The organism is Pseudomonas sp. P9_2, from assembly GCF_034008255.1.
Lineage (GTDB): Bacteria > Pseudomonadota > Gammaproteobacteria > Pseudomonadales > Pseudomonadaceae > Aquipseudomonas > Aquipseudomonas synxantha_A.
Genome location: NZ_CP125376.1, coordinates 557,292 through 578,998, shown reverse-complemented (window position 1 = coordinate 578,998; position 21,707 = coordinate 557,292). Strand labels below are relative to the sequence as shown.

18 protein-coding genes and 1 other RNA gene are annotated in these 21,707 nt (G+C 61.0%); 17 read left to right on the top strand and 2 right to left on the bottom strand.

From position 1 onward, the window contains the following. Positions 1-50 precede the first annotated feature (50 nt). The 17 genes from rnpB to lpxC all read left to right on the top strand — a co-directional run bounded on the left by rnpB (position 51) and on the right by lpxC (position 18,582). An RNA gene (gene rnpB, locus QMK52_RS02435) (RNase P RNA component class A) lies at positions 51-404 on the top strand. A 355-nt stretch (positions 405-759) separates the two neighbouring features. Beyond that, positions 760-1,215, top strand: coding sequence for a division/cell wall cluster transcriptional repressor MraZ (gene mraZ, locus QMK52_RS02430; protein ID WP_003171868.1), 456 nt, complete (start codon positions 760-762; stop codon positions 1,213-1,215). Next, complete coding sequence (rsmH, locus tag QMK52_RS02425) at positions 1,212-2,159, top strand: 16S rRNA (cytosine(1402)-N(4))-methyltransferase RsmH (protein WP_413817830.1); 948 nt, start codon at positions 1,212-1,214, stop codon at positions 2,157-2,159. The genes mraZ and rsmH overlap by 4 nt, the downstream gene beginning before the upstream one ends. Further along, the gene (gene ftsL / locus QMK52_RS02420; protein ID WP_003188663.1) at positions 2,156-2,449 is read left to right on the top strand and encodes a cell division protein FtsL; all 294 of its coding nucleotides are present in this window, start codon (positions 2,156-2,158) and stop codon (positions 2,447-2,449) included. The genes rsmH and ftsL overlap by 4 nt, the downstream gene beginning before the upstream one ends. Next, on the top strand, positions 2,449-4,191 hold the full coding sequence (locus QMK52_RS02415) for a peptidoglycan D,D-transpeptidase FtsI family protein (protein WP_164699553.1): 1,743 nt from the start codon (positions 2,449-2,451) through the stop codon (positions 4,189-4,191). Before ftsL ends, QMK52_RS02415 begins: the two co-directional genes overlap by 1 nt. Further along, positions 4,191-5,654, top strand: coding sequence for a UDP-N-acetylmuramoyl-L-alanyl-D-glutamate--2,6-diaminopimelate ligase (locus QMK52_RS02410; RefSeq protein WP_005784935.1), 1,464 nt, complete (start codon positions 4,191-4,193; stop codon positions 5,652-5,654). The genes QMK52_RS02415 and QMK52_RS02410 overlap by 1 nt, the downstream gene beginning before the upstream one ends. After that, positions 5,647-7,017 (top strand): UDP-N-acetylmuramoyl-tripeptide--D-alanyl-D-alanine ligase, encoded by a 1,371-nt coding sequence (locus QMK52_RS02405; protein WP_320403788.1) that lies wholly within the window; start codon positions 5,647-5,649, stop codon positions 7,015-7,017. Before QMK52_RS02410 ends, QMK52_RS02405 begins: the two co-directional genes overlap by 8 nt. Further along, a complete protein-coding gene (gene mraY / locus QMK52_RS02400) occupies positions 7,017-8,099 on the top strand; it encodes a phospho-N-acetylmuramoyl-pentapeptide-transferase (RefSeq protein ID WP_005784939.1) in 1,083 nt (360 codons plus the stop codon). The genes QMK52_RS02405 and mraY overlap by 1 nt, the downstream gene beginning before the upstream one ends. A gap of 6 nt (positions 8,100-8,105) precedes the next feature. After that, on the top strand, positions 8,106-9,452 hold the full coding sequence (gene murD / locus QMK52_RS02395) for a UDP-N-acetylmuramoyl-L-alanine--D-glutamate ligase (RefSeq protein ID WP_320403787.1): 1,347 nt from the start codon (positions 8,106-8,108) through the stop codon (positions 9,450-9,452). Beyond that, positions 9,449-10,672, top strand: a complete 1,224-nt coding sequence (gene ftsW / locus QMK52_RS02390) for a putative lipid II flippase FtsW (RefSeq protein WP_005784942.1) — start codon at positions 9,449-9,451, stop codon at positions 10,670-10,672. Before murD ends, ftsW begins: the two co-directional genes overlap by 4 nt. Beyond that, positions 10,662-11,732, top strand: a complete 1,071-nt coding sequence (gene murG, locus QMK52_RS02385; protein ID WP_005784943.1) for an undecaprenyldiphospho-muramoylpentapeptide beta-N-acetylglucosaminyltransferase — start codon at positions 10,662-10,664, stop codon at positions 11,730-11,732. Before ftsW ends, murG begins: the two co-directional genes overlap by 11 nt. Then, positions 11,725-13,173, top strand: a complete 1,449-nt coding sequence (gene murC, locus QMK52_RS02380; RefSeq protein ID WP_320403786.1) for a UDP-N-acetylmuramate--L-alanine ligase — start codon at positions 11,725-11,727, stop codon at positions 13,171-13,173. The genes murG and murC overlap by 8 nt, the downstream gene beginning before the upstream one ends. After that, positions 13,170-14,126 carry a D-alanine--D-alanine ligase gene (locus QMK52_RS02375; protein ID WP_032877721.1) on the top strand — a complete coding sequence of 319 codons (957 nt, stop codon included), beginning with the start codon at positions 13,170-13,172 and terminating at the stop codon, positions 14,124-14,126. The genes murC and QMK52_RS02375 overlap by 4 nt, the downstream gene beginning before the upstream one ends. 3 nt (positions 14,127-14,129) lie before the next feature. Beyond that, a complete protein-coding gene (locus tag QMK52_RS02370; RefSeq protein ID WP_032803262.1) occupies positions 14,130-14,999 on the top strand; it encodes a cell division protein FtsQ/DivIB in 870 nt (289 codons plus the stop codon). A 15-nt stretch (positions 15,000-15,014) separates the two neighbouring features. After that, positions 15,015-16,277 (top strand): cell division protein FtsA, encoded by a 1,263-nt coding sequence (gene ftsA, locus QMK52_RS02365; RefSeq protein WP_003188682.1) that lies wholly within the window; start codon positions 15,015-15,017, stop codon positions 16,275-16,277. A 75-nt stretch (positions 16,278-16,352) separates the two neighbouring features. Continuing rightward, positions 16,353-17,558, top strand: coding sequence for a cell division protein FtsZ (gene ftsZ, locus QMK52_RS02360; RefSeq protein WP_005784951.1), 1,206 nt, complete (start codon positions 16,353-16,355; stop codon positions 17,556-17,558). A gap of 112 nt (positions 17,559-17,670) precedes the next feature. Further along, complete coding sequence (gene lpxC, locus QMK52_RS02355; protein WP_003171886.1) at positions 17,671-18,582, top strand: UDP-3-O-acyl-N-acetylglucosamine deacetylase; 912 nt, start codon at positions 17,671-17,673, stop codon at positions 18,580-18,582. 67 nt (positions 18,583-18,649) lie between these two features. On the opposite strand, the gene QMK52_RS02350 is transcribed toward lpxC, so the two are convergent. Both QMK52_RS02350 and QMK52_RS02345 read right to left on the bottom strand, forming a co-directional pair. Further along, the gene (locus QMK52_RS02350; protein WP_005784952.1) at positions 18,650-20,134 is read right to left on the bottom strand and encodes a diguanylate cyclase; all 1,485 of its coding nucleotides are present in this window, start codon (positions 20,132-20,134) and stop codon (positions 18,650-18,652) included. A 105-nt stretch (positions 20,135-20,239) separates the two neighbouring features. Next, positions 20,240-21,562, bottom strand: a complete 1,323-nt coding sequence (locus tag QMK52_RS02345) for an OprD family porin (RefSeq protein WP_005784954.1) — start codon at positions 21,560-21,562, stop codon at positions 20,240-20,242. Positions 21,563-21,707 lie beyond the last annotated feature (145 nt).

The following is a 21,707-nucleotide window of genomic DNA, read 5'->3' as shown; positions in this document are numbered from 1 at the left end:
GCACTTTAATACTTGTCCTCAGACCTTCGTGCCGTTAACCTGCGCGGCGGAGAGTCGATTGGACAGTCGCTGCCCTCTATGAAAATTAGGGGGGGGAGGAAAGTCCGGGCTCCATAGGGCGAAGTGCCAGGTAATGCCTGGGAGGCGTGAGCCTACGGAAAGTGCCACAGAAAATAACCGCCTAAGCGCTTCGGTGCCGGTAAGGGTGAAAAGGTGCGGTAAGAGCGCACCGCACGACTGGCAACAGTTCGTGGCTAGGTAAACCCCACTTGGAGCAAGACCAAATAGGGTCCCAAGGCGTGGCCCGCGCTGGGACCGGGTAGGTTGCTAAAGATGTCCAGTGATGGCCATCGTAGACGAATGACTGTTCAAGACAGAACCCGGCTTACAGATCGACTCTCCACCTTTTTTCCTTGCGTTCGAATCTCGTGCGCAAACCCGGTAGTAACGCAAGAATCCCTCCCTGCCAAATCATTGGCAGATGCGTCTTCGTAATACCAAAAAAATCTTACTCTTAATAAATCACTTTAACTTTAAGTCGTAGCTCCATGAGCTATTTGCCGTTGTTGAGTCAAAAACATCGGCAAACTCTCGTTTCTCCTCCTTTTACCTTCCTAAATCTCCGTTCTGTAAGGCTTTTCCTTGAATACGCGCCTTGACGGTGTGGTAGGCGCATTCCTATAGTGTGCGCAAGTGGCGGAAAGTGGCACAAAGTGGGTTTTTTGAACGTAAAACGCTAAAATTTGGAGAAACGCATCTGTGTTTCGCGGAGCTAACGCTATCAGTCTCGATGCAAAAGGCCGTCTCGCCATGCCGAGCCGGTATCGTGACGAGCTCATTTCGCGAAGTTCAGGGCAGTTAATCATCACGATTGACGCCGTTGACCCTTGTTTGTGTGTTTACCCCCTCGATGAGTGGGAGTTGATTGAAACCAAGTTGCGCGCGCTGCCTTCATTGCGTGAAGAAAACCGCCGCCTCCAGCGTTTGCTGATCGGCAATGCCGTTGACCTAGAACTCGATGGCAGCGGTCGTTTCCTGGTACCGCCGCGTCTGCGCGAGTACGCCAAGCTCGACAAGCGCGCAATGCTGGTAGGCCAGCTGAACAAGTTCCAATTGTGGGACGAAGATGCCTGGGATGCTGTTTCTGCAGCTGACCTGGCTGCTATTCAACAACCGGGCGCGATGCCTGATGAACTGCGTGATTTGATCCTGTGACTATTGATAGCGGCTTTAACCACATCACCGTACTGCTTGACGAAGCCGTTGAGGCTCTCGCCGTACGCGCGGATGGCTGCTATTTGGATGGCACCTTCGGCAGGGGCGGGCACAGCCGTTTGATACTCAGCCAGCTCGGGCCCGACGGTAAGCTCCTCGGGTTCGACAAGGACCCTCAAGCGATTGCCACCGGGCAAGCGCTAGCGGCCGAAGACGGCCGCTTTGTCGTTGTGCAGCGCAGCTTTGCCGAGTTGGGTGCCGAAGTCGCCGAGCGCGGCATGGCAGGCAAGGTGGCCGGGGTTTTGCTCGACCTGGGCGTGTCTTCGCCGCAGCTCGACGACCCGGAGCGCGGCTTCAGCTTCATGAACGACGGCCCCCTGGACATGCGCATGGACCCCACCCGAGGGGTCAGCGCTGCCCAGTTCATCGCCACCGCACCGGTGGAAGAAATCGCCCGCGTATTCAAGGAATACGGCGAAGAACGCTTCGCCGGCCGGATGGCGCGTGCCGTGGTCGAGCGTCGGGAAATCCAGCCATTCGAGCGTACCGCCGACCTGGCTGAAGTGCTGAAGGTCGCCAACCCAGCGTGGGAAAAGGGCAAGAACCCGGCAACCCGTGCGTTCCAGGGCCTGCGCATTCACGTCAACAACGAATTGGGTGATCTGGAAGCCGGCCTCGAAGCCGCTCTGGATTCTCTGGAAGTGGGCGGTCGCCTGGTGGTGATCAGCTTCCACTCGTTGGAAGACCGCATCGTCAAACTGTTCATGCGTCGTCTGGTCAAGGGCGAGTCCGACAACCTGCCGCGCAACCTGCCGGTACGTTTCGAAGCCTTTGTGCCGAAAATCAAAATCCATGGCAAAGCGCAGTTCGCTTCCGAAGCCGAACTCAAGGCCAACCCACGTTCCCGTAGCGCCGTCATGCGCGTCGCGGAGAAGCTGCGGTGAGCAAGCTTTTCGCCAAACCCCTGCCGGGCGGCAGCTTCTTTATGTTGCTGCTGTTTGTCGGCGTGCTGGTGTCCGCGATTGCGGTGTCCTACAGCGCCCACTGGAACCGCCAGTTGCTCAATACCCTGTATGGGGAGTTGAGCGTGCGTGACAAGGCGCAGGCGGAGTGGGGCCGGTTGATCCTCGAACAAAGTACCTGGACAGCCCACAGCCGTATCGAAGTGCTGGCTACCGAGCAGCTGAAGATGCACATCCCGGGCGCGGCCGAAGTCCGCATGGTGGCGCCATGATGAAGCTCGAAGGCGCACTCTACCCGTGGCGCTTCCGCCTGATGCTCGGCTTGCTGGCATTGATGGTGGGTGCGATCGTCTGGCGCATCTTCGACCTGCAGGTGGTCGACCGCGACTTCCTGATCGGCCAGGGTGACGCCCGCAGCCTGCGGCATATTCCAATTCCTGCGCACCGCGGCCTGATCACCGACCGCAATGGCGAGCCCCTGGCCGTCAGTACCCCGGTGACGACGCTGTGGGCCAACGCTAAAGAGCTGCAAGTTGCCAAGGACAAGTGGCCCGAGCTGGCCGCCGCCCTTGGCCAGGACCGCAAGGCCCTGACCGATCGCCTCGAAGCCCAGGCCAACAAGGAATTCATCTATCTGGTTCGCGGGCTCACCCCCGAGCAAGGCCAGCAGGTGCTCGACCTTAAAATCCCCGGTGTCTACGGCATCGAGGAGTTTCGTCGTTTCTACCCGGCCGGTGAAACCACCGCGCACATGGTCGGCTTTACCGATATCGATGATCATGGTCGCGAAGGTGTTGAGCTGGCGTACGACGAATGGCTGGCCGGAGTTCCGGGCAAGCGGCAGGTCATCAAGGATCGGCGCGGCAGGCTGATCAAGGATGTCCAGGTCACCAAAAACGCCAAGGCCGGCAAGCCTCTGGCGTTGTCGATCGATCTGCGCCTGCAATACCTGGCCAACCGCGAACTGCGTAACGCGATCATCGAGAACGGCGCCAAGGCCGGTAGCCTGGTGATCATGGACGTGAAGACCGGCGAGATCCTCGCCATGGTCAACCAGCCGACCTATAACCCCAACAACCGTCGCAACCTGCAGCCGGCGATGATGCGTAACCGCGCAATGATCGACGTGTTCGAGCCGGGTTCGACCATGAAAGCCATCTCCATGAGCGCTGCTCTGGAAACCGGGCGCTGGAAACCTACCGACAAGGTCGAGGTTTACCCAGGCACCTTGCAACTGGGCAAATACACCATTCGCGACGTATCCCGCAGCGAAGGTCCGGTGCTGGATCTGACAGGTATTCTGATCAACTCCAGTAACGTGGGCATGAGTAAGGTCGCCTTCGACATTGGCGGCGAAACGATCTATCACCTGGCGCAAAAAATCGGTCTGGGGCAACCCACCGGCCTCGATTTCCCGGGTGAGCGCGTGGGCAACCTGCCGAACTACCGCGAGTGGAGAAAGGCCGAGACTGCCACGCTGTCCTACGGCTACGGCCTGTCGGTCACTGCGATCCAGCTGGCCCACGCGTTCTCTGTATTAGCCAACAACGGCCGCATGGTGCCGTTGAGCCTGATCCATGTGGATGAACCGCCGAAAGCCAATCAGGTCATTCCGGAAAAAGTCGCCAAGACCATCCAGGGCATGCTGCAACAAGTGATCGAAGCTCCACGCGGGGTGTTCCGTGCCCAGGTGCCGGCATATCACGTGGCAGGCAAGTCGGGTACTGCGCGCAAGACATCGGTAGGCACCAAGGGCTACGCCGAAAATTCCTACCGCTCGCTGTTCGCTGGCTTCGGCCCGATGAGCGACCCGCGCTACGCCATCGTCGTGGTGATCGACGAACCGAGTAAAGCCGGCTACTTCGGTGGCCTGGTATCGGCGCCGGTGTTCAGCAAAGTGATGTCCGGCACCCTGCGCCTGATGAACATCACGCCGGACAACCTGCCGCCGACCCAACAAGCCAACGCCGGACCACCGGCCGCCGCTGTCAAAGCCAATGGAGGGCGCGGCTGATGTCTCTGAGCCTCAACAAGATTTTTGCCCATGCCGGCCGCGATCTGCTGATTCGCGAATTGAGCCTGGACAGCCGCAACGTACGCGCCGGTGACCTGTTCCTGGCGGTGCCTGGCGGCAAGTTCGACGGTCGTGCGCATATCGCAGACGCCCTGCAACGCGGCGCGGCGGCTGTGGCCTATGAAGTGGAAGGCGCCACTGTGCTGCCGATCACCGACGTGCCGTTGATTCCAGTCAAGGGCCTGGCTGCGCAGCTCTCTGACATCGCCGGGCGTTTTTACGGCGACCCGAGCCGCCAGCTCAACCTGATCGGCGTGACCGGCACCAATGGCAAGACCAGCGTGACCCAGTTGGTCGCCCAGGCCCTTGACCTTTTGGGCCAGCACTGCGGCATCGTCGGCACCCTGGGCACTGGCTTTTATGGTGCGCTGCAAAGCGGCCTGCACACCACGCCGAACCCGATTGCCGTGCAAGCGACCCTGGCCGACCTGAAAAAGGCCGGCGCCAAGGCGGTTGCAATGGAAGTTTCCTCACATGGTCTGGATCAGGGGCGAGTGGCTGCCCTGGCCTTTGACGTTGCGGTGATGACCAACCTGTCCCGTGATCACCTCGACTACCACGGCACCATGGAGGCGTACGCCGCCGCCAAGGCCAAGCTGTTTGCCTGGAATGACCTGAAGTGCCGAGTGATCAACCTGGACGACGCATTTGGCCGTCAACTGGCTGGCGAAGAAAGCGAAGCACGCCTGATCAGCTATAGCCTGAAAGATTCCAGTGCCTACCTGTATTGCCGCGAAGCCCAGTTCAATGACGAGGGCGTACGCGCCACGTTGGTCACGCCCCAGGGCGAACACCACTTGCGCAGTACCTTGCTCGGCCGCTTCAACCTGAGCAACGTACTTGCTGCCATCGGCGCGCTGCTGGGGCTGGATTACGCCCTGGATGAAATCCTGCGCGTACTGCCCAAGCTTGAGGGCCCGGCTGGCCGTATGCAGCGCCTGGGTGGCGGCAAGCAGCCGCTGGTGGTGGTCGATTACGCCCATACCCCGGATGCCCTGGAAAAAGTTCTCGAAGCGCTGCGCCCACATGCCAAGGGCAAATTGCTCTGCCTGTTCGGCTGCGGCGGTGATCGCGATCGCGGCAAGCGTCCGTTGATGGCCGAGATTGTCGAGCGTTTGGCCGACGGCGTACTCGTCACCGACGACAACCCGCGCAGCGAAGACCCAAGCCAGATTTTCGATGACATCCGTGTCGGCTTCAAAGATGCCTCCAAGGCCACCTTCGTTGCCGGTCGTGGTGCCGCCATTGCCCAACTGATTGCCAGCGCCAGCGCTGACGATGTGGTGGTGCTGGCGGGCAAGGGGCACGAGGACTACCAGGAAATCAACGGCGAGCGCCATGCCTTCTCCGATCTGGTCGAGGCTGATCACGCCTTGACTGCCTGGGAGGTCGCCCATGCTTAAAGTCATGCAGTTCAGCGAACTCACCCAGGCCCTGTCGGCCCGCGTAGTGTCGAGCGATTGCACCTTCAACGGCGTGAGTATCGACAGCCGCAACATTCAGCCTGGGCAGTTGTTTGTCGCCCTGGCAGGCCCGCGCTTCGATGGTCACGACTACCTGAACGAAGTCGCCGCCGAAGGTGCCGTCGGTGCCTTGGTACAGCGTGAAGTGGCCGACTCCACCTTGCCGCAATTGCTGGTTGCCGATACCCGCCTGGCCCTGGGCCAACTGGGTGCGCTCAACCGCGCGGCTTTTGACAAGCCGGTGGCGGCCATTACCGGCTCCAGCGGCAAGACCACGGTCAAGGAACTGCTTGCCGGCGTCCTGCGTACGCGCGGGCCAGTGCTCGCGACTCGTGGCAACCTCAACAATGATTTCGGCGCACCGCTGACCCTGCTCGAGCTGGCCCCGGAGCACACGGCAGCCGTGATCGAGCTGGGGGCTTCGCGCATCGGCGAAATCGCCTACACCGTGGCGCTGACCAAGCCTCACGTGGCGATCATCAACAATGCCGGTACCGCCCATGTCGGCGAGTTCGGCGGCCCGGAAAAAATCGTCGAAGCCAAGGGTGAAATCCTTGAAGGGCTCGACGCCTCGGGCACCGCTGTGCTGAACCTGGACGACAAGGCTTTCGAGACCTGGCGTGTACGCGCCGCCGGTCGCAAGGTGCTGACGTTTGCGGTGCTCAATGCCGCGGCCGACTTCCATGCTTCAAATATCACCGTTGACGCCCGCGGTTGCCCGTCTTTCACCTTGCATACCCCGCAAGGCAGCGAACACGTGCAGTTGAACCTGCTGGGCAACCATAACGTTGCCAACGCCCTGGCCGCCGCCGCCGCCGCCCATGCCCTGGGCGTGTCGCTGTTCGGTATCGCTACGGGCCTGGGCGCGGTGCAGCCGGTCAAGGGCCGCACCGTGGCGCAATTGGCTGCCAACGGCATGCGCGTGATTGATGACACCTACAACGCCAATCAGTCCTCGGTCTGCGCCGCCATAGATCTGCTCAAGGGTTTCGATGGCCGCAAAGTACTGGTGCTGGGCGATATCGCCGAACTGGGCGACTGGGCCGAGCAGTCCCATCGCGAAGTGGGTGCCTACGCCAGCGGCAAGGTCGACGCGCTCTACGCGGTCGGCCCGAACATGACTCACGCCGTGAGCACCTTTGGTCCCGGTGCGCGGCATTTCGCGACGCAAGCTGAATTGATCCAGGCGCTGACGGCGACTGAACACGACAAACACACAACCATTTTGATCAAGGGATCGCGCAGCGCGGTGATGGAAAACGTCGTCGCAGCCTTGTGTGGCTCAAGTACGGAGAAACATTAATGCTGCTGCTGCTGGCTGAGTATCTGCAACAGTTCCACAAAGGCTTCGCGGTCTTTCAGTACCTGACCCTGCGCGGGATCCTGGGTGTGCTGACCGCGCTGTCTTTGTCACTGTTCCTGGGGCCGTGGATGATCCGCACCCTGCAGAACCTGCAAATTGGTCAATCGGTTCGTAACGACGGCCCGCAGTCGCATCTGTCCAAGTCCGGCACGCCGACGATGGGCGGTGCGCTGATCCTGTCGTCCATCGGCGTCAGCACCTTGCTCTGGGCCGACCTGCATAACCGCTACGTGTGGGTGGTGCTGCTGGTGACCCTGTTGTTCGGTGCCATCGGCTGGGTGGATGACTACCGCAAAGTGATCGAGAAAAACTCCAAGGGGCTGCCAAGCCGCTGGAAGTATTTCTGGCAGTCGGTGTTCGGCCTCGCTGCGGCAGTCTTCCTGTACACCACTGCGCCAAGCGCCGTGGAAACCACCTTGATCATCCCGATGCTCAAGGATGTAAGCATTCCACTGGGTGTCGGCTTCGTGGTGCTGACCTATTTCGTGATCGTCGGCTCCAGCAACGCAGTGAACCTGACCGACGGCCTTGATGGCCTGGCGATCATGCCGACGGTGATGGTTGGCGGTGCACTCGGCATCTTCTGCTACCTGTCGGGTAACGTGAAATTCGCTGAATACCTGCTGATCCCTTACGTACCGGGCGCCGGTGAGCTGATCGTGTTCTGCGGCGCGCTGATCGGTGCCGGCCTGGGGTTCCTGTGGTTCAACACCTACCCGGCACAAGTCTTCATGGGCGACGTCGGCGCGCTGGCGCTGGGCGCTGCCCTGGGCACCATTGCGGTGATCGTTCGCCAGGAAATCGTGCTGTTCATCATGGGCGGTGTGTTCGTGATGGAAACCCTGTCGGTGGTCATCCAGGTGGCTTCCTTCAAATTGACCGGGCGTCGTGTGTTCCGCATGGCGCCGATCCACCACCACTTTGAACTCAAGGGCTGGCCCGAGCCACGTGTGATCGTCCGTTTCTGGATCATCACCGTGATTCTGGTACTGGTCGGCCTTGCCACCCTGAAACTGAGGTAGAAACGAGTGTCCCTGATCGCTTCAGACCACTTCCGCATCGTTGTCGGCCTCGGCAAGAGCGGCATGTCCCTGGTTCGCTTCCTGGCGAACCGGGGCACGTCGTTTGCCGTGGCCGACACGCGGGAAAATCCACCGGAGCTGGTCACGCTGCGCCGTGACTACCCGCACGTGGAAGTGCGTTGTGGCGAATTGGATGTCGAGTTTCTGTGCCGTGCCGATGAGCTCTACGTGAGCCCCGGTCTGGCCCTGGCTACACCCGCCCTGCAAGCTGCCGCAGCGCGTGGCGTCAAGTTGTCCGGCGATATCGATCTGTTTGCGCGTAACGCCAAGGCGCCGATCGTGGCCATCAGCGGTTCCAACGCGAAGAGCACCGTGACCACCCTGGTCGGCGAAATGGCGGCTGCGGCCGGCAAGCGCGTGGCCGTGGGCGGCAATCTCGGTGTGCCGGCGCTGGATCTGCTCAGCGACGACGTCGAGTTGTACGTGATGGAGTTGTCGAGCTTCCAGCTGGAAACCACCCACGATCTCGGCGCTGAAGTGGCCACCGTGCTGAATGTCAGCGAAGACCATATGGACCGCTACAGCGGCCTGCCGGCTTATCACCTGGCCAAGCACCGGATCTTCCGTGGCGCCAGGCAATTTGTAGTCAACCGCCAGGATGCCCTGAGCCGTCCGCTGATGGGCGAGGGCATGCCTTGCTGGACTTTCGGCCTGGGCAAACCCGACTTCAAAGGCTTCGGCATTCGCGAAGAGAACGGCGAGAAGTACCTGGCCTTCGAATTCCAGAACCTGATGCCGGTACGCGAGCTGAAGATCCGTGGCGCACATAACCAGTCCAATGCCCTGGCTGCCCTGGCGCTTGGTCATGCGGTTGGCCTGCCATTCGACGCCATGCTCGCCAGCCTGCGTACGTTCGCCGGCCTTGAGCATCGCTGCCAGTGGGTACGCGACCTCAATGGCGTGAGCTACTACAACGATTCCAAGGCCACCAACGTCGGTGCCGCCCTGGCTGCCATCGAGGGCCTGGGTGCCGATATCGACGGCAAGCTGGTGCTGATCGCCGGTGGTGATGGCAAGGGCGCCGACTTCAAGGACCTTGCAAGTCCGGTTGCCGCCCATTGCCGCGCCGTAGTGCTGATGGGCCGCGATTCGGACCTGATCGCCGCCGCCCTCGGCGACGCGGTGCCGCAAGTACGCGCGACTTCGCTGGATGACGCCATTGCCCACTGCAAAGCCCTGGCCCAGCCGGGTGACGCGGTGTTGCTGTCGCCGGCCTGCGCCAGTTTCGACATGTTCAAGAATTACGAAGAGCGCGGTCAGCTGTTCGCCCGCGCCGTGGAGGCCTTGGCATGAGCCTCAACCTGAAAAACATCATCAAGCCGTACCCGTCGCCGATCATTACCGGGCGCGGCATCGACCTCGATTTCCCAATGCTCGCCGGGTGCCTCGCGCTGCTCGGCCTGGGCCTGGTGATGATCACTTCGGCATCCTCCGAAGTGGCTGCCGTGCAGTCGGGCAATACCCTTTACATGATGATCCGTCACCTGGTGTATCTGGTGATCGGCCTCGGCGCGTGCATCGTCACCATGATGATTCCTATCGCCACCTGGCAGCGTCTGGGCTGGCTGATGCTGATCGGCGCGTTCGGTTTGCTGGTGATGGTGATCGTGCCCGGCATCGGCCGCGAGGTGAACGGTTCGATGCGCTGGATCGGCTTCGGCGCGTTCAACGTGCAGCCCTCGGAGATTGCCAAAGTGTTCGTGGTGATCTACCTGGCCGGTTACCTGGTACGCCGTCAGAAAGAAGTGCGCGAAAGCTGGATGGGCTTCTTCAAACCCTTCATCGTGCTGCTGCCCATGGCCGGGCTGTTGCTGATGGAGCCCGACTTCGGTGCCACCGTGGTCATGATGGGCGCTGCGGCGGCCATGCTGTTCCTCGGCGGCGTCGGCCTGTTCCGCTTCACCTTGATGGTGGTGCTGGCAGTCGCGGCGGTGACCATTCTGGTACAGGCGCAACCTTACCGGATGGCCCGTCTGATTACCTTCACCGACCCCTGGTCCGATCAGTTCGGTTCCGGCTACCAGTTGACCCAGGCGCTGATTGCCTTCGGTCGCGGCGAGTGGCTGGGCGTGGGCCTGGGCAACAGCGTGCAGAAGCAGTTCTACCTGCCCGAAGCCCACACCGACTTCGTGTTCTCGGTACTCGCCGAAGAGCTGGGTGTCGTGGGTTCGCTGTGCACTGTCGGCCTGTTCGTATTCGTCTGTGTACGCGCCATGTACATCGGTCTGTGGGCCGAGAAGGCCAAGCAGTTCTTTGCCGCCTACGTTGCCTACGGGCTGGCATTCCTGTGGATCGGCCAGTTCCTGATCAACATCGGCGTGAACGTCGGCCTGCTGCCGACCAAGGGCCTGACCTTGCCGTTCCTCAGTTACGGTGGCAGTTCGTTGGTGATCTGCTGCGCCTGTCTTGGCTTGTTGCTGCGTATCGAGTGGGAGAGTCGAACCCACTTGGGCAGCGAAGAGATGGAGTTCAGCGAAAGCGACTTCGCCGAGGAGCCGACCCATGGGCGCTAACGTGTTGATCATGGCTGGCGGCACCGGGGGGCATGTGTTCCCGGCCCTGGCTTGCGCCCGTGAATTCCAGAACCGCGGCTATACCGTGCACTGGTTGGGTACGCCCCGTGGCATTGAAAACGAATTGGTGCCCAATGCCGGTTTGCCCCTGCATCTGATCAACGTCACCGGCCTGCGTGGCAAGAGCAAGTTGTCCCTGCTCAAGGCGCCGTTCGTGTTGCTCAAGGCGGTCATGCAGGCACGCAGGATCATCCGCGAACTGAAGCCGGTGTGTGTGCTCGGTTTCGGCGGTTATGTGACCGGCCCTGGTGGCGTCGCGGCGAAGCTCGCTGGCGTACCGGTGATCGTGCACGAACAGAACGCCGTCGCCGGGACTGCCAACCGTCTGCTGGTGCCGTTGGCATCGCGGGTGTGTGAAGCCTTCCCGAAAACCTTCGCTGCCTCGGACAAGCTTCGTACCACCGGTAACCCAGTGCGTACCGAACTGTTCATGGCCATTGCGCGTGACGCTCTGGCCGGGCGCAAGGCGCACCTGCTGATCCTGGGCGGAAGCCTGGGCGCCGAGCCACTGAACAAATTGCTGCCTGAAGCCGTTGCGCAACTTCCTGAGGATGTGCGCCCGGAGATCTTCCACCAGGCCGGCAAGAACCATGATGAAGTCACCGCCACGCGTTATCGCGAGGCCGGTGTGGAGGCGAATGTACAGCCCTTCATCAAAGACATGGCCCAAGCCTATGGCTGGGCCGACCTGGTGGTCTGCCGCGCTGGTGCGCTGACCGTCAGTGAACTGGCCGCTGCCGGTCTGCCGTCGTTGCTGGTGCCTTTGCCCCATGCGATCGACGATCACCAGACCCGCAACGCCGAATATTTGGCCGGGGAGGGCGCTGCCTTCCTGCTGCCGCAAAGAACGACTGGCGCCGCCGATTTGGCCGCACGCCTGACCGAGGTTTTGATGCAACCGGAACGACTCAACAGCATGGCGAGCACCGCAAGCCGCCTGGCCAAACCTGACGCAACCCGCACCGTGGTCGATATCTGCCTGGAGGTGGCCCATGGTTGAGAATCAGAAAGCCATGCCGCAACCCGAGATGCGCCGCATCCGTCGCATTCATTTCGTCGGTATCGGCGGTGTGGGCATGTGCGGCATCGCCGAAGTACTGCTGAACCTGGGCTACCAGGTGTCCGGCTCGGACTTGAAAGAGTCGCCGGTCACCGAGCGCCTGAAGTCCTTCGGTGCGCAGATCTTTATCGGCCACCGTGCCGAGAACGCTGCCGAGGCCGATGTGCTGGTGGTGTCCAGTGCCGTGAACACCTCCAACCCGGAAGTGGCCACCGCCCTTGAACGCCGTATCCCGGTGGTGCCGCGTGCCGAGATGCTCGCCGAACTGATGCGCTATCGCCACGGCATCGCCGTCGCCGGTACCCATGGCAAGACCACCACCACCAGCCTGATCGCCTCGGTGTTCGCCGCCGGTGGCCTGGACCCGACGTTCGTCATCGGTGGCCGCCTGAATGCAGCCGGCACCAATGCCCAGCTCGGCACCAGCCGCTATCTGATCGCCGAAGCCGATGAGAGCGATGCGAGCTTCCTGCACCTGCAACCGCTGGTCGCCGTCGTCACCAACATCGACGAAGACCACATGGCGACCTACGACGGTGACTTCAATAAACTGAAGAAAACCTTCGTCGACTTCCTGCACAACCTGCCGTTCTACGGTCTGGCGGTGGTGTGCCTGGACGATCCGGTGGTGCGTGAAATCCTGCCGCAGGTCAAGCGTCCGACCGTGACTTACGGCTTCAGCGAAGACGCCGATGTGCGCGCAATCAATGTACGCCAGGAAGGCATGCAAACCTTCTTCACCGTGCTGCGTCCTGACCGCGAACCGCTGGATGTCTCGGTGAACATGCCGGGCAACCACAACGTGCTGAACTCCCTGGCGACCATCTGCATCGCCACCGATGAGGGCGTCAGCGATGAAGCCATCGTCGAAGGGCTGTCGCGCTTTGCCGGTGTCGGCCGTCGCTTCCAGGTTTACGGCCAGTTGCCGGTTGAAGGCGGTGACGTGATGCTGGTGGACGACTACGGTCACCACCCGACCGAAGTTGCCGCTGTGATCAAGGCCGTGCGCGGCGGCTGGCCGGAGCGCCGCCTGGTGATGGTTTACCAGCCGCACCGCTACAGCCGTACCCGCGACCTGTACGACGATTTCGTCAATGTACTGGCCGATGCCAACGTGCTGCTGCTGATGGAGGTTTACCCGGCCGGTGAAGAACCGATCCCGGGCGCTGACAGCCGCAAGCTGTGCAACAGCATCCGCCAGCGTGGCCAACTGGACCCGATCTACATCGAGCGTGGCGTCGACCTGGCCCCTATCGTCAAGCCGTTGCTGCGCGCCGGCGACATCCTGCTGTGCCAGGGTGCCGGTGATATCGGTGGCCTTGCGCCCAAGTTGCTGGCGAGCCCGCTGTTTGCAGCCTTGGCAAAGGGGGCGTCGAAATGATCACTGACTACGGCTCCCTGTTTTCCACTGTCGCGCCTGCCGATTTCGGTCGCGTCGCCGTGCTGTTCGGCGGCAAGAGCGCTGAGCGCGAAGTGTCGCTCAAGTCCGGCAATGCCGTGCTCCAGGCGCTGCAAAGTGCCGGTGTGAACGCCTTTGGCATCGACGTCGGCGATGACTTCCTCGCCCGTCTGCAAGCCGAGAAGATCGACCGTGCCTTCATCATCCTCCATGGTCGTGGCGGTGAAGACGGCAGCATGCAAGGCCTGCTCGAATGTGCCGGCATCCCCTACACCGGTAGCGGTATCCTCGCTTCCGCGCTGGCGATGGACAAATTGCGCACCAAGCAGGTGTGGCACAGCCTGGGTATTCCGACCCCGCGTCACGCCGTGCTGTGCAGCGAAGACGATTGTATTTCTGCGGCCAAGGAACTGGGCCTGCCTTTGATCGTCAAACCAGCCCATGAAGGCTCCAGTATCGGCATGGCTAAAGTGAACTCGGCCGCCGAATTGATCGACGCATGGAAAGCGGCAAGTACCTACGATTCGCAAGTGTTGGTGGAACAGTGGATTTCCGGTCCCGAGTACACCATCGCCACCCTGCGTGGCCAGGTATTGCCGCCCATCGCCTTGGGCACGCCCCACACCTTTTATGACTACGACGCCAAGTACCTGGCTTCCGATACCCAGTACCGGATCCCATGTGGCCTCGAAGCAACCAAGGAACAGCAATTGATGGACCTCACGGCGAAAGCCTGTGAGGCGTTGGGTATCGCCGGTTGGGCGCGGGCAGACGTGATGCAGGATGACCAAGGGAATTTCTGGTTCCTTGAAGTCAACACCGCACCGGGGATGACCGACCACAGCCTGGTGCCGATGGCCGCTCGCGCAGCCGGCCTGGATTTTCAGCAGTTGGTGCTGGCGATCCTGGCGGCAAGTATCGAGTCACGAGGCTAAGACATGAAAGGCGCATCGCTTCGTCATCAGCCCCCACAAGCACCGAGCCGCAAGCCGGTGCCACGGGGTGCCAGCCGCATGGTGGCCAAAGAGCCGATGTCGGCGCGCCTGCCCAAAGCCAACTTTGGCTTTATCAAGGCGCTGTTCTGGCCGGTATTGCTGGTGGTGCTGGGCTTCGGTACCTACGAAGGCGCGCAACGCCTGCTGCCGTATGCCGACCGGCCGATCACCAAGATCAGCGTGCAGGGCGACTTGAGCTACATCAGCCAGCAGGCGGTACAGCAGCGCATCGGCCCGTACCTGGCGGCGAGCTTCTTTACCATCGACCTGGCCGGCATGCGCTCGGAGCTGGAACAGATGCCGTGGATCGCCCACGCCGAAGTGCGCCGCGTATGGCCCGACCAGGTCACGATCCGCCTGGAAGAACAGCTGCCCGTGGCCCGTTGGGGTGATGAAGCGCTGTTGAACAACCAGGGCCAGGCGTTCACCCCGCGTGAGCTGGCCAACTATGAGCACCTGCCGCAGCTGTTCGGGCCGCAGCGGGCGCAGCAGCAAGTGATGCAGCAGTACCAGGCCTTGAGCCAGATGCTGCGGCCACTGGGCTTCTCCATTGCACGCCTGGAACTGCGTGAACGGGGCAGCTGGTTTTTGACGACCGGGGCAGGCAGTTCCGGCCCGGGCATCGAGTTGTTGCTGGGACGCGACCGCTTGGTGGAAAAGATGCGCCGCTTTATTGCCATCTATGAAAAAACCTTGAAAGAACAGATTACGAACATTGCGAGCGTCGACCTGCGTTACGCCAACGGCCTGGCCGTCGGCTGGCGTGCACCGGCCGCGCCCACGGCAGCACAACCCGCTGTCGCGAAGAATTAAGAAGAGGCAGGACCCATGGCAAACGTGCAAAGCGGCAAAATGATCGTCGGTCTCGATATCGGCACCTCCAAGGTGGTGGCGCTGGTGGGCGAGGTTGGGGAAGACGGCGCGATCGAAATCGTCGGTATTGGCACGCATCCGTCCCGGGGCCTGAAGAAGGGCGTGGTGGTGAACATCGAGTCCACCGTGCAATCGATCCAGCGCGCTATCGAAGAAGCGCAGCTGATGGCCGGTTGCCGGATTCACTCGGCGTTTGTCGGCGTGGCCGGCAACCATATCCGCAGCCTGAATTCCCATGGCATCGTGGCGATCCGCGACCGTGAAGTCAGCTCGGCCGACCTTGAGCGCGTCCTCGACGCCGCCCAGGCCGTGGCGATCCCGGCTGACCAGCGCGTGCTGCACACCCTGCCGCAGGACTACGTGATCGATAACCAGGAAGGCGTGCGCGAGCCCCTGGGCATGTCGGGCGTACGTCTGGAAGCCAAGGTTCACGTGGTGACCTGCGCCGTCAACGCCGCACAGAACATTGAAAAATGCGTGCGCCGTTGCGGCCTGGAAATCGACGACATCATTCTCGAGCAGTTGGCTTCGGCCTACTCGGTACTCACCGACGACGAAAAAGAGCTGGGCGTGTGCCTGGTGGACATCGGCGGCGGCACCACCGACATCGCGATCTTCACCGAGGGTGCGATCCGTCACACCGCGGTGATCCCGATTGCCGGCGACCAGGTCACCAACGACATCGCCATGGCGTTGCGTACACCGACCCAGTACGCCGAAGAAATCAAGATCCGCTACGCCTGTGCCCTGGCCAAACTGGCCGGTGCCGGCGAGACCATCAAGGTGCCAAGCGTGGGCGACCGTCCACCGCGCGAACTGTCGCGCCAGGCGCTGGCCGAAGTGGTCGAGCCGCGCTACGACGAACTGTTCACCCTGATCCAGGCTGAACTGCGTCGCAGCGGCTACGAAGATCTGATCCCGGCCGGCATCGTGCTGACCGGTGGCACCTCGAAGATGGAAGGCGCGGTCGAACTGGCCGAAGAGATCTTCCACATGCCTGTGCGCCTGGGCGTGCCCCATGGCGTGAAAGGCCTTGGCGACGTCGTGCGCAACCCGATTTATTCCACCGGTGTGGGCTTGCTGTTGTACGGGCTGCAAAAGCAGACCGATGGCATTTCCCTGTCGGGCCCGAGCATCCGCGACAGCTACCGCAGTGACGACGAAGCCAAAGCGCCGTTGTTCGAGCGGTTGCAGGCTTGGGTCAAAGGCAATTTCTAAAGATTTACCGCGACACCGCAGCACCCGCAGTAAGCAGTAGGCGAAAAAACTAGAGAAAACGAAAGGAGAGGGAACATGTTTGAACTCGTAGACAACATCCCCGCTAGCCCGGTTATCAAAGTAATCGGTGTCGGCGGTGGCGGCGGCAACGCTGTCAACCACATGGTCAAGAGCAACATTGAAGGCGTTGAATTCATCTGCGCCAACACTGATGCCCAGGCGCTGAAAAGCATCGGCGCGCGGACCATCCTGCAATTGGGCACAGCGGTGACCAAGGGCCTCGGCGCTGGCGCCAATCCGGAAGTCGGCCGTCAAGCCGCTCTGGAAGACCGCGAGCGTATTGCCGAAGTGCTGCAAGGCACCAACATGGTGTTCATCACCACCGGCATGGGCGGAGGTACCGGTACCGGTGCTGCTCCGATCATTGCCGAAGTGGCCAAGGAAATGGGGATTCTGACCGTCGCTGTCGTGACGCGTCCGTTCCCGTTCGAAGGCCGCAAGCGCATGCAGATCGCCGACGAAGGTATCCGTCTGCTGTCTGAAAGCGTCGACTCGTTGATCACCATTCCCAACGAGAAACTGCTGACCATCCTGGGCAAGGACGCAAGCCTGCTGTCTGCGTTCGCCAAGGCTGACGATGTACTGGCCGGTGCCGTTCGCGGTATCTCCGACATCATCAAGCGTCCGGGCATGATCAACGTCGACTTTGCCGACGTTCGTACCGTCATGAGCGAAATGGGCATGGCGATGATGGGCACTGGCTGCGCCAGCGGTCCTAACCGTGCACGCGAAGCGACCGAAGCGGCCATCCGCAACCCGTTGCTCGAAGACGTGAACCTGCAAGGCGCACGCGGCATCCTGGTGAACATCACCGCAGGTCCCGACCTGTCCCTGGGTGAGTACTCCGACGTGGGTAGCATCATCGAAGCCTTCGCGTCCGAGCACGCCATGGTCAAGGTGGGTACCGTTATCGATCCGGACATGCGTGATGAACTGCATGTAACCGTGGTTGCGACCGGCCTGGGTGCGAAAATCGAGAAGCCTGTAAAGGTCATCGACAACACCCTGCACAACAGCCAGGTCAGCCAGGCTAATCAGGCAGCGGCCGCTGCAGCACCTGCTCGCCAGGAACTGCCGTCGGTGAACTACCGTGATCTGGACCGTCCGACCGTGATGCGCAACCAGGCCCAGGCCGGTGCTGCTGCATCCCGTAGCCTGAATCCGCAAGATGATCTGGACTACCTGGACATCCCGGCATTCCTGCGTCGTCAGGCCGATTAATGGAATGTATCAGGGCTATGAAGGTGATTGGTGTTCAGCAAAGGTCTGGTCTGTTATTATCGCCAGCCTTTGTTGATACCAGTTCGCAATTTGCGCTGAAGCGGTCCAAGCCATGATTAAACAACGCACCCTGAAGAATATTATCCGTGCCACAGGTGTAGGTCTGCACTCCGGGGAGAAGGTATACCTGACCCTCAAGCCCGCACCTGTCGACACCGGCATCGTGTTTGTTCGTGCCGACCTGGACCCTGTGGTGCAGATTCCTGCTCGCGCGGAAAACGTTGGCGAAACCACGATGTCGACCACTCTGGTCAACGGTGACGTCAAAGTGGACACGGTGGAGCACTTGCTCTCGGCCATGGCTGGCCTGGGCATCGATAACGCCTACGTCGAGCTCTCCGCGTCCGAAGTCCCGATCATGGATGGCAGCGCTGGACCCTTCGTATTCTTGATTCAATCTGCCGGCCTGGAAGAACAGGACGCAGCCAAGAAGTTCATTCGCATTCTGCGGGAAGTGACAGTAGAAGACGGCGACAAGCGCGCCACCTTCGTCCCGTTCGAAGGCTTTAAAGTGAGCTTTGAGATCGATTTCGATCACCCGGTATTCCGTGACCGCACCCAAAGTGCAAGCGTGGATTTTTCCAGCACTTCGTTCGTAAAAGAAGTCAGCCGCGCCCGTACCTTTGGTTTCATGAGTGACATCGAGTACCTGCGCAAGCACAACCTCGCACTCGGCGGCAGCGTTGAAAACGCCATTGTGGTCGACGCGGATGGTGTACTGAACGAAGACGGCCTTCGCTACGAAGACGAATTCGTGAAGCACAAGATCCTCGATGCAATCGGTGACCTCTACCTGCTGGGCAATAGCCTGATAGGCGAGTTCAAAGGCTTCAAGTCGGGCCACGCCCTTAACAACCAGCTGCTGCGCAAGTTGATTGAGCAGACAGACGCTTGGGAAGTCGTGACCTTCGAAGATGCCAGCACCGCACCGATCTCTTACATGCGTCCCGTTGCGGCGGTGTAAGTAACAACTCTCTTTCTTTAGTTTTTAAAGGCTGCCTTCGGGTGGCCTTTTTTTATGGCGCGCCGTTTTATATGGGAAGGGTTGCCGCGTCCACAATGCGATTGCGCCCACTGTGCTTGGCCTCATACAACGCTTGGTCAGCCTTGAGCAGCAAGTCCTCAAGGGTGATACGGCTGTGCTTGTGCCAGGTACTCATGCCGATGCTCACCGTGATCGGCTGATCATCCCCGGCCACCTGCGGCAAATGCTGAACGCTCTGGCGGATACGCTCGGCGATCACCCAGGCGCCCTTGGCGTCGGTATGGGGCAGCACCGCGGCGAACTCTTCACCGCCATAACGCGCTGCCAGGTCGGCCGGGCGACGGATAGTGCTGTTGATTACCTGCGCGACTGCCCGCAACGCATCATCCCCACCCTGATGGCCGTGGCGGTCGTTGAAGGCCTTGAAGTGGTCCACGTCGATCATCAGCACGGTCAGCGGCTCGGTTGAGCGCTGCGCACGGTCCCATTCCATACGCAAACGCTCGTCCAGAGTGCGACGGTTGGCCAGGCCGGTGAGGGCGTCGGTGGCTGCCAGTTCTGACAGCACCTGCTCGGCACGATGGCGACGGCGCAATTCCATGCACAGCGCCCAGGTCAGCCACAACAGACCCACACATAACACCCCCGTTGCAAGGCTGACCAGCCACGCCGCGCGCCGCCAGGGCGCGAACACTTCATCACTGGAGAGGGCCACCGCAACGATCAATGGCAAATTGCCCACATTGGAGAAACTGTAAAGGCGTGCCTGATGGTCGACACTGGAGATGCTTCGGAAACTGCCGTCCCGTTCACGCAGCATACGTGCGACGTTGGGGCGTTGGCTCAGGTCCTTGTTGATGATATCCGCTTCCAGCAAAGGCTCTTGCGCCAGCAGGATGCCTTGGTGGTTGAGCAGGTTGATCGTGCTGTTGCTGCCGATATTCAGGCTGGTGAACAGCTGGCGGAAGTACGACAGGCGCATGGACGCGACGGCGACTCCCAGGAAGCGCCCGTCCGGTGACGAAACGCGGCGGCTGAACGCGATGCGCCATTGGTCATCGCACACACAGCGGGCCATGAACGGACGGCTGATGTACAACCCCACGTCCGGATTCTGGCGGTGAACCTGAAAATAGTCCCGATCAGCGAAGTTGCCGGGCTTGATCGTGAGCAGTGACGAGTCGGCAATCACCTCGCCGGTGGGGTCCAGCAACAGGACATCGCCCTTGTATGGCGCGGCGGCGGAGCGGTCGAACAGCACCAACTGACGGATACTCGCGGATACATCCTGCAGGTCAGTACGTTCGGTAGCGGTGATCAAACCCTTGAGGCCCACATCGTAGAGTTCGACATTGCGCAACACGTCGGCGTCGATCAATTGGGTGATGGTATTGGCGGTGCGCTTGGCCGTCTGCAAGGTATTGGCGTGTTCACGAATCAGCAGCGCCGTGACGACTCCCACGATCAGCAACACTGTCAGCGTGCTGCCCAGAATAAGCAGGCGCTCAGGGCGGGTAAGGCTTGGGCTCATCGGACGCACTTCTGCTTTGAGGATGCCAATAGCTTAGTAGCAACTCTGGAATAGGTCGCAGAACCCAAATGTGGGAGCAATCCCCCTCCCACATTTGGAACCTTGTCAGAAGATGTTGATGGGGTAATCCACAATCACACGGTACTCATCCACATCCCGATCCACTGCCGAGTAGCCATTGCTTCCTCGATTAGTCGCCCATTGCAGGCGCACGGCGAGGTCCTTGGCCTTGCCACCCTGCACCACATATTTCACGTCGATATCCCGTTCCCAATGCTTGGCGTCCTTGCCGTCGGCGCTGTACCAACTGCTGTAGCCACGACTGTTGGGGTCGACCTTGGTCAGGTCGGTCTTGCCGCTGATGTAGGACACGGCAGACGTCAGCCCCGGCACGCCGAGGCCGGCGAAGTCGTAGGCGTACTTGAGCTTCCAGGAGCGCTCGTTGGGGCCGTTGAAGTCCGAGTACTGCTGGGAGTTGTCCAGGTACACGCTGTCGCCCTGGGTGATGTAGTCGAACGGCGTGTTGCCGTTGACCCGCTGGTAGGTGGCCGTGACGCTGTGGTTGCCCACGCCTACGGTGAAATGCAGGCTGTAGGTGTTGTTGTCGATATCACCCAGCAGCGATTGGCCGGTGTCCTGGGTGTGGTAGTAGTGCAGGCCGGGGGTCAGGCTGACCAGATCATTGAGGGCGTAGGTATATTCGAGGTCGTAGTAGTACTGGTGCCATACGTCCTTGAGTTCGGAGGCGTACAGGTTGCTGGTCAACCCGGCAATGCCGCTGAACGACACGCCGGCCCAGTCCAGGTGCTGGCTGTCGGCATTGGCCGGCAATGCGCCGTAGCTGGTGCCGATGCGCCGATGGCCGCTCTGGTTGTAGAGCTTGGTAAAGCTGGCCTGGCCGCCTTCGATCATCCAGCCGTCAAAGCTGTGGTTGGTCAGGCTTACACCCCGGAACGTCTGCGGCAACATGCGCGTCATGCCGCCGGCGATCACCGGGTTGTTAAGGAACAGGTCGCCGGCTTTCAGTTCGGTATCGAAGGCACGCATTTTCAAGGTGCCGCCGGCGGTGGAAAACGAACCCGGTGCCTTGCCGTTGCCGCTGCCGTAGGGAAGGATGCTGGAGCCATCAGTGCCGCCGCCGCCGTCGAGCTTCAGGCCGAGCATGGCGTTGACGTCCAGGCCAAAGCCGACGGTGCCCTGGGTGTAGCCGGACTCGAAAGTGCCGATAAAGCCCTGGCCCCATTCCTTGCTGTCATCGGTATGGGTGTCGCGTCGGTCGCGGTTCATGTAGTAGTTGCGGGTGTTGACCGTGAGGTGCGAACCCTCGACGAAGCCTTCGTCGGGCGGGGCGTCCGCCGCGTGGGCAAGGGGGATGATCGTTGCTGCGATTGCGAGGAATAACGGGGTGAACGTCAGCGAGTTCTTCACCGGTGGAGCTCCTTTGGTCAATCATGAACGGCCAGTGTCGTGGGGTGTGCCCGGCCTTTTTTCACGGCAAAAAAAAGCCGCTGAAGTCAGCGGCTTTAAGACAGATTCCCAGTGTAGAGCCCTGGAAATAAGTCGAGGGAAATTC

Coding starts and splice junctions, on each gene's coding strand:
- murC (WP_320403786.1), top strand. CDS start 11,725: ATGGTTGAGAATCAGAAAGCCATGCCGCAACCCGAGATGCGCCGCATC.
- QMK52_RS02405 (WP_320403788.1), top strand. CDS start 5,647: ATGCTTAAAGTCATGCAGTTCAGCGAACTCACCCAGGCCCTGTCGGCC.
- QMK52_RS02370 (WP_032803262.1), top strand. CDS start 14,130: ATGAAAGGCGCATCGCTTCGTCATCAGCCCCCACAAGCACCGAGCCGC.
- lpxC (WP_003171886.1), top strand. CDS start 17,671: ATGATTAAACAACGCACCCTGAAGAATATTATCCGTGCCACAGGTGTA.
- murG (WP_005784943.1), top strand. CDS start 10,662: ATGGGCGCTAACGTGTTGATCATGGCTGGCGGCACCGGGGGGCATGTG.
- QMK52_RS02350 (WP_005784952.1), bottom strand. CDS start 20,134: ATGAGCCCAAGCCTTACCCGCCCTGAGCGCCTGCTTATTCTGGGCAGC.
- QMK52_RS02410 (WP_005784935.1), top strand. CDS start 4,191: ATGTCTCTGAGCCTCAACAAGATTTTTGCCCATGCCGGCCGCGATCTG.
- ftsW (WP_005784942.1), top strand. CDS start 9,449: ATGAGCCTCAACCTGAAAAACATCATCAAGCCGTACCCGTCGCCGATC.
- ftsA (WP_003188682.1), top strand. CDS start 15,015: ATGGCAAACGTGCAAAGCGGCAAAATGATCGTCGGTCTCGATATCGGC.
- ftsZ (WP_005784951.1), top strand. CDS start 16,353: ATGTTTGAACTCGTAGACAACATCCCCGCTAGCCCGGTTATCAAAGTA.
- QMK52_RS02375 (WP_032877721.1), top strand. CDS start 13,170: ATGATCACTGACTACGGCTCCCTGTTTTCCACTGTCGCGCCTGCCGAT.
- QMK52_RS02415 (WP_164699553.1), top strand. CDS start 2,449: ATGAAGCTCGAAGGCGCACTCTACCCGTGGCGCTTCCGCCTGATGCTC.
- mraY (WP_005784939.1), top strand. CDS start 7,017: ATGCTGCTGCTGCTGGCTGAGTATCTGCAACAGTTCCACAAAGGCTTC.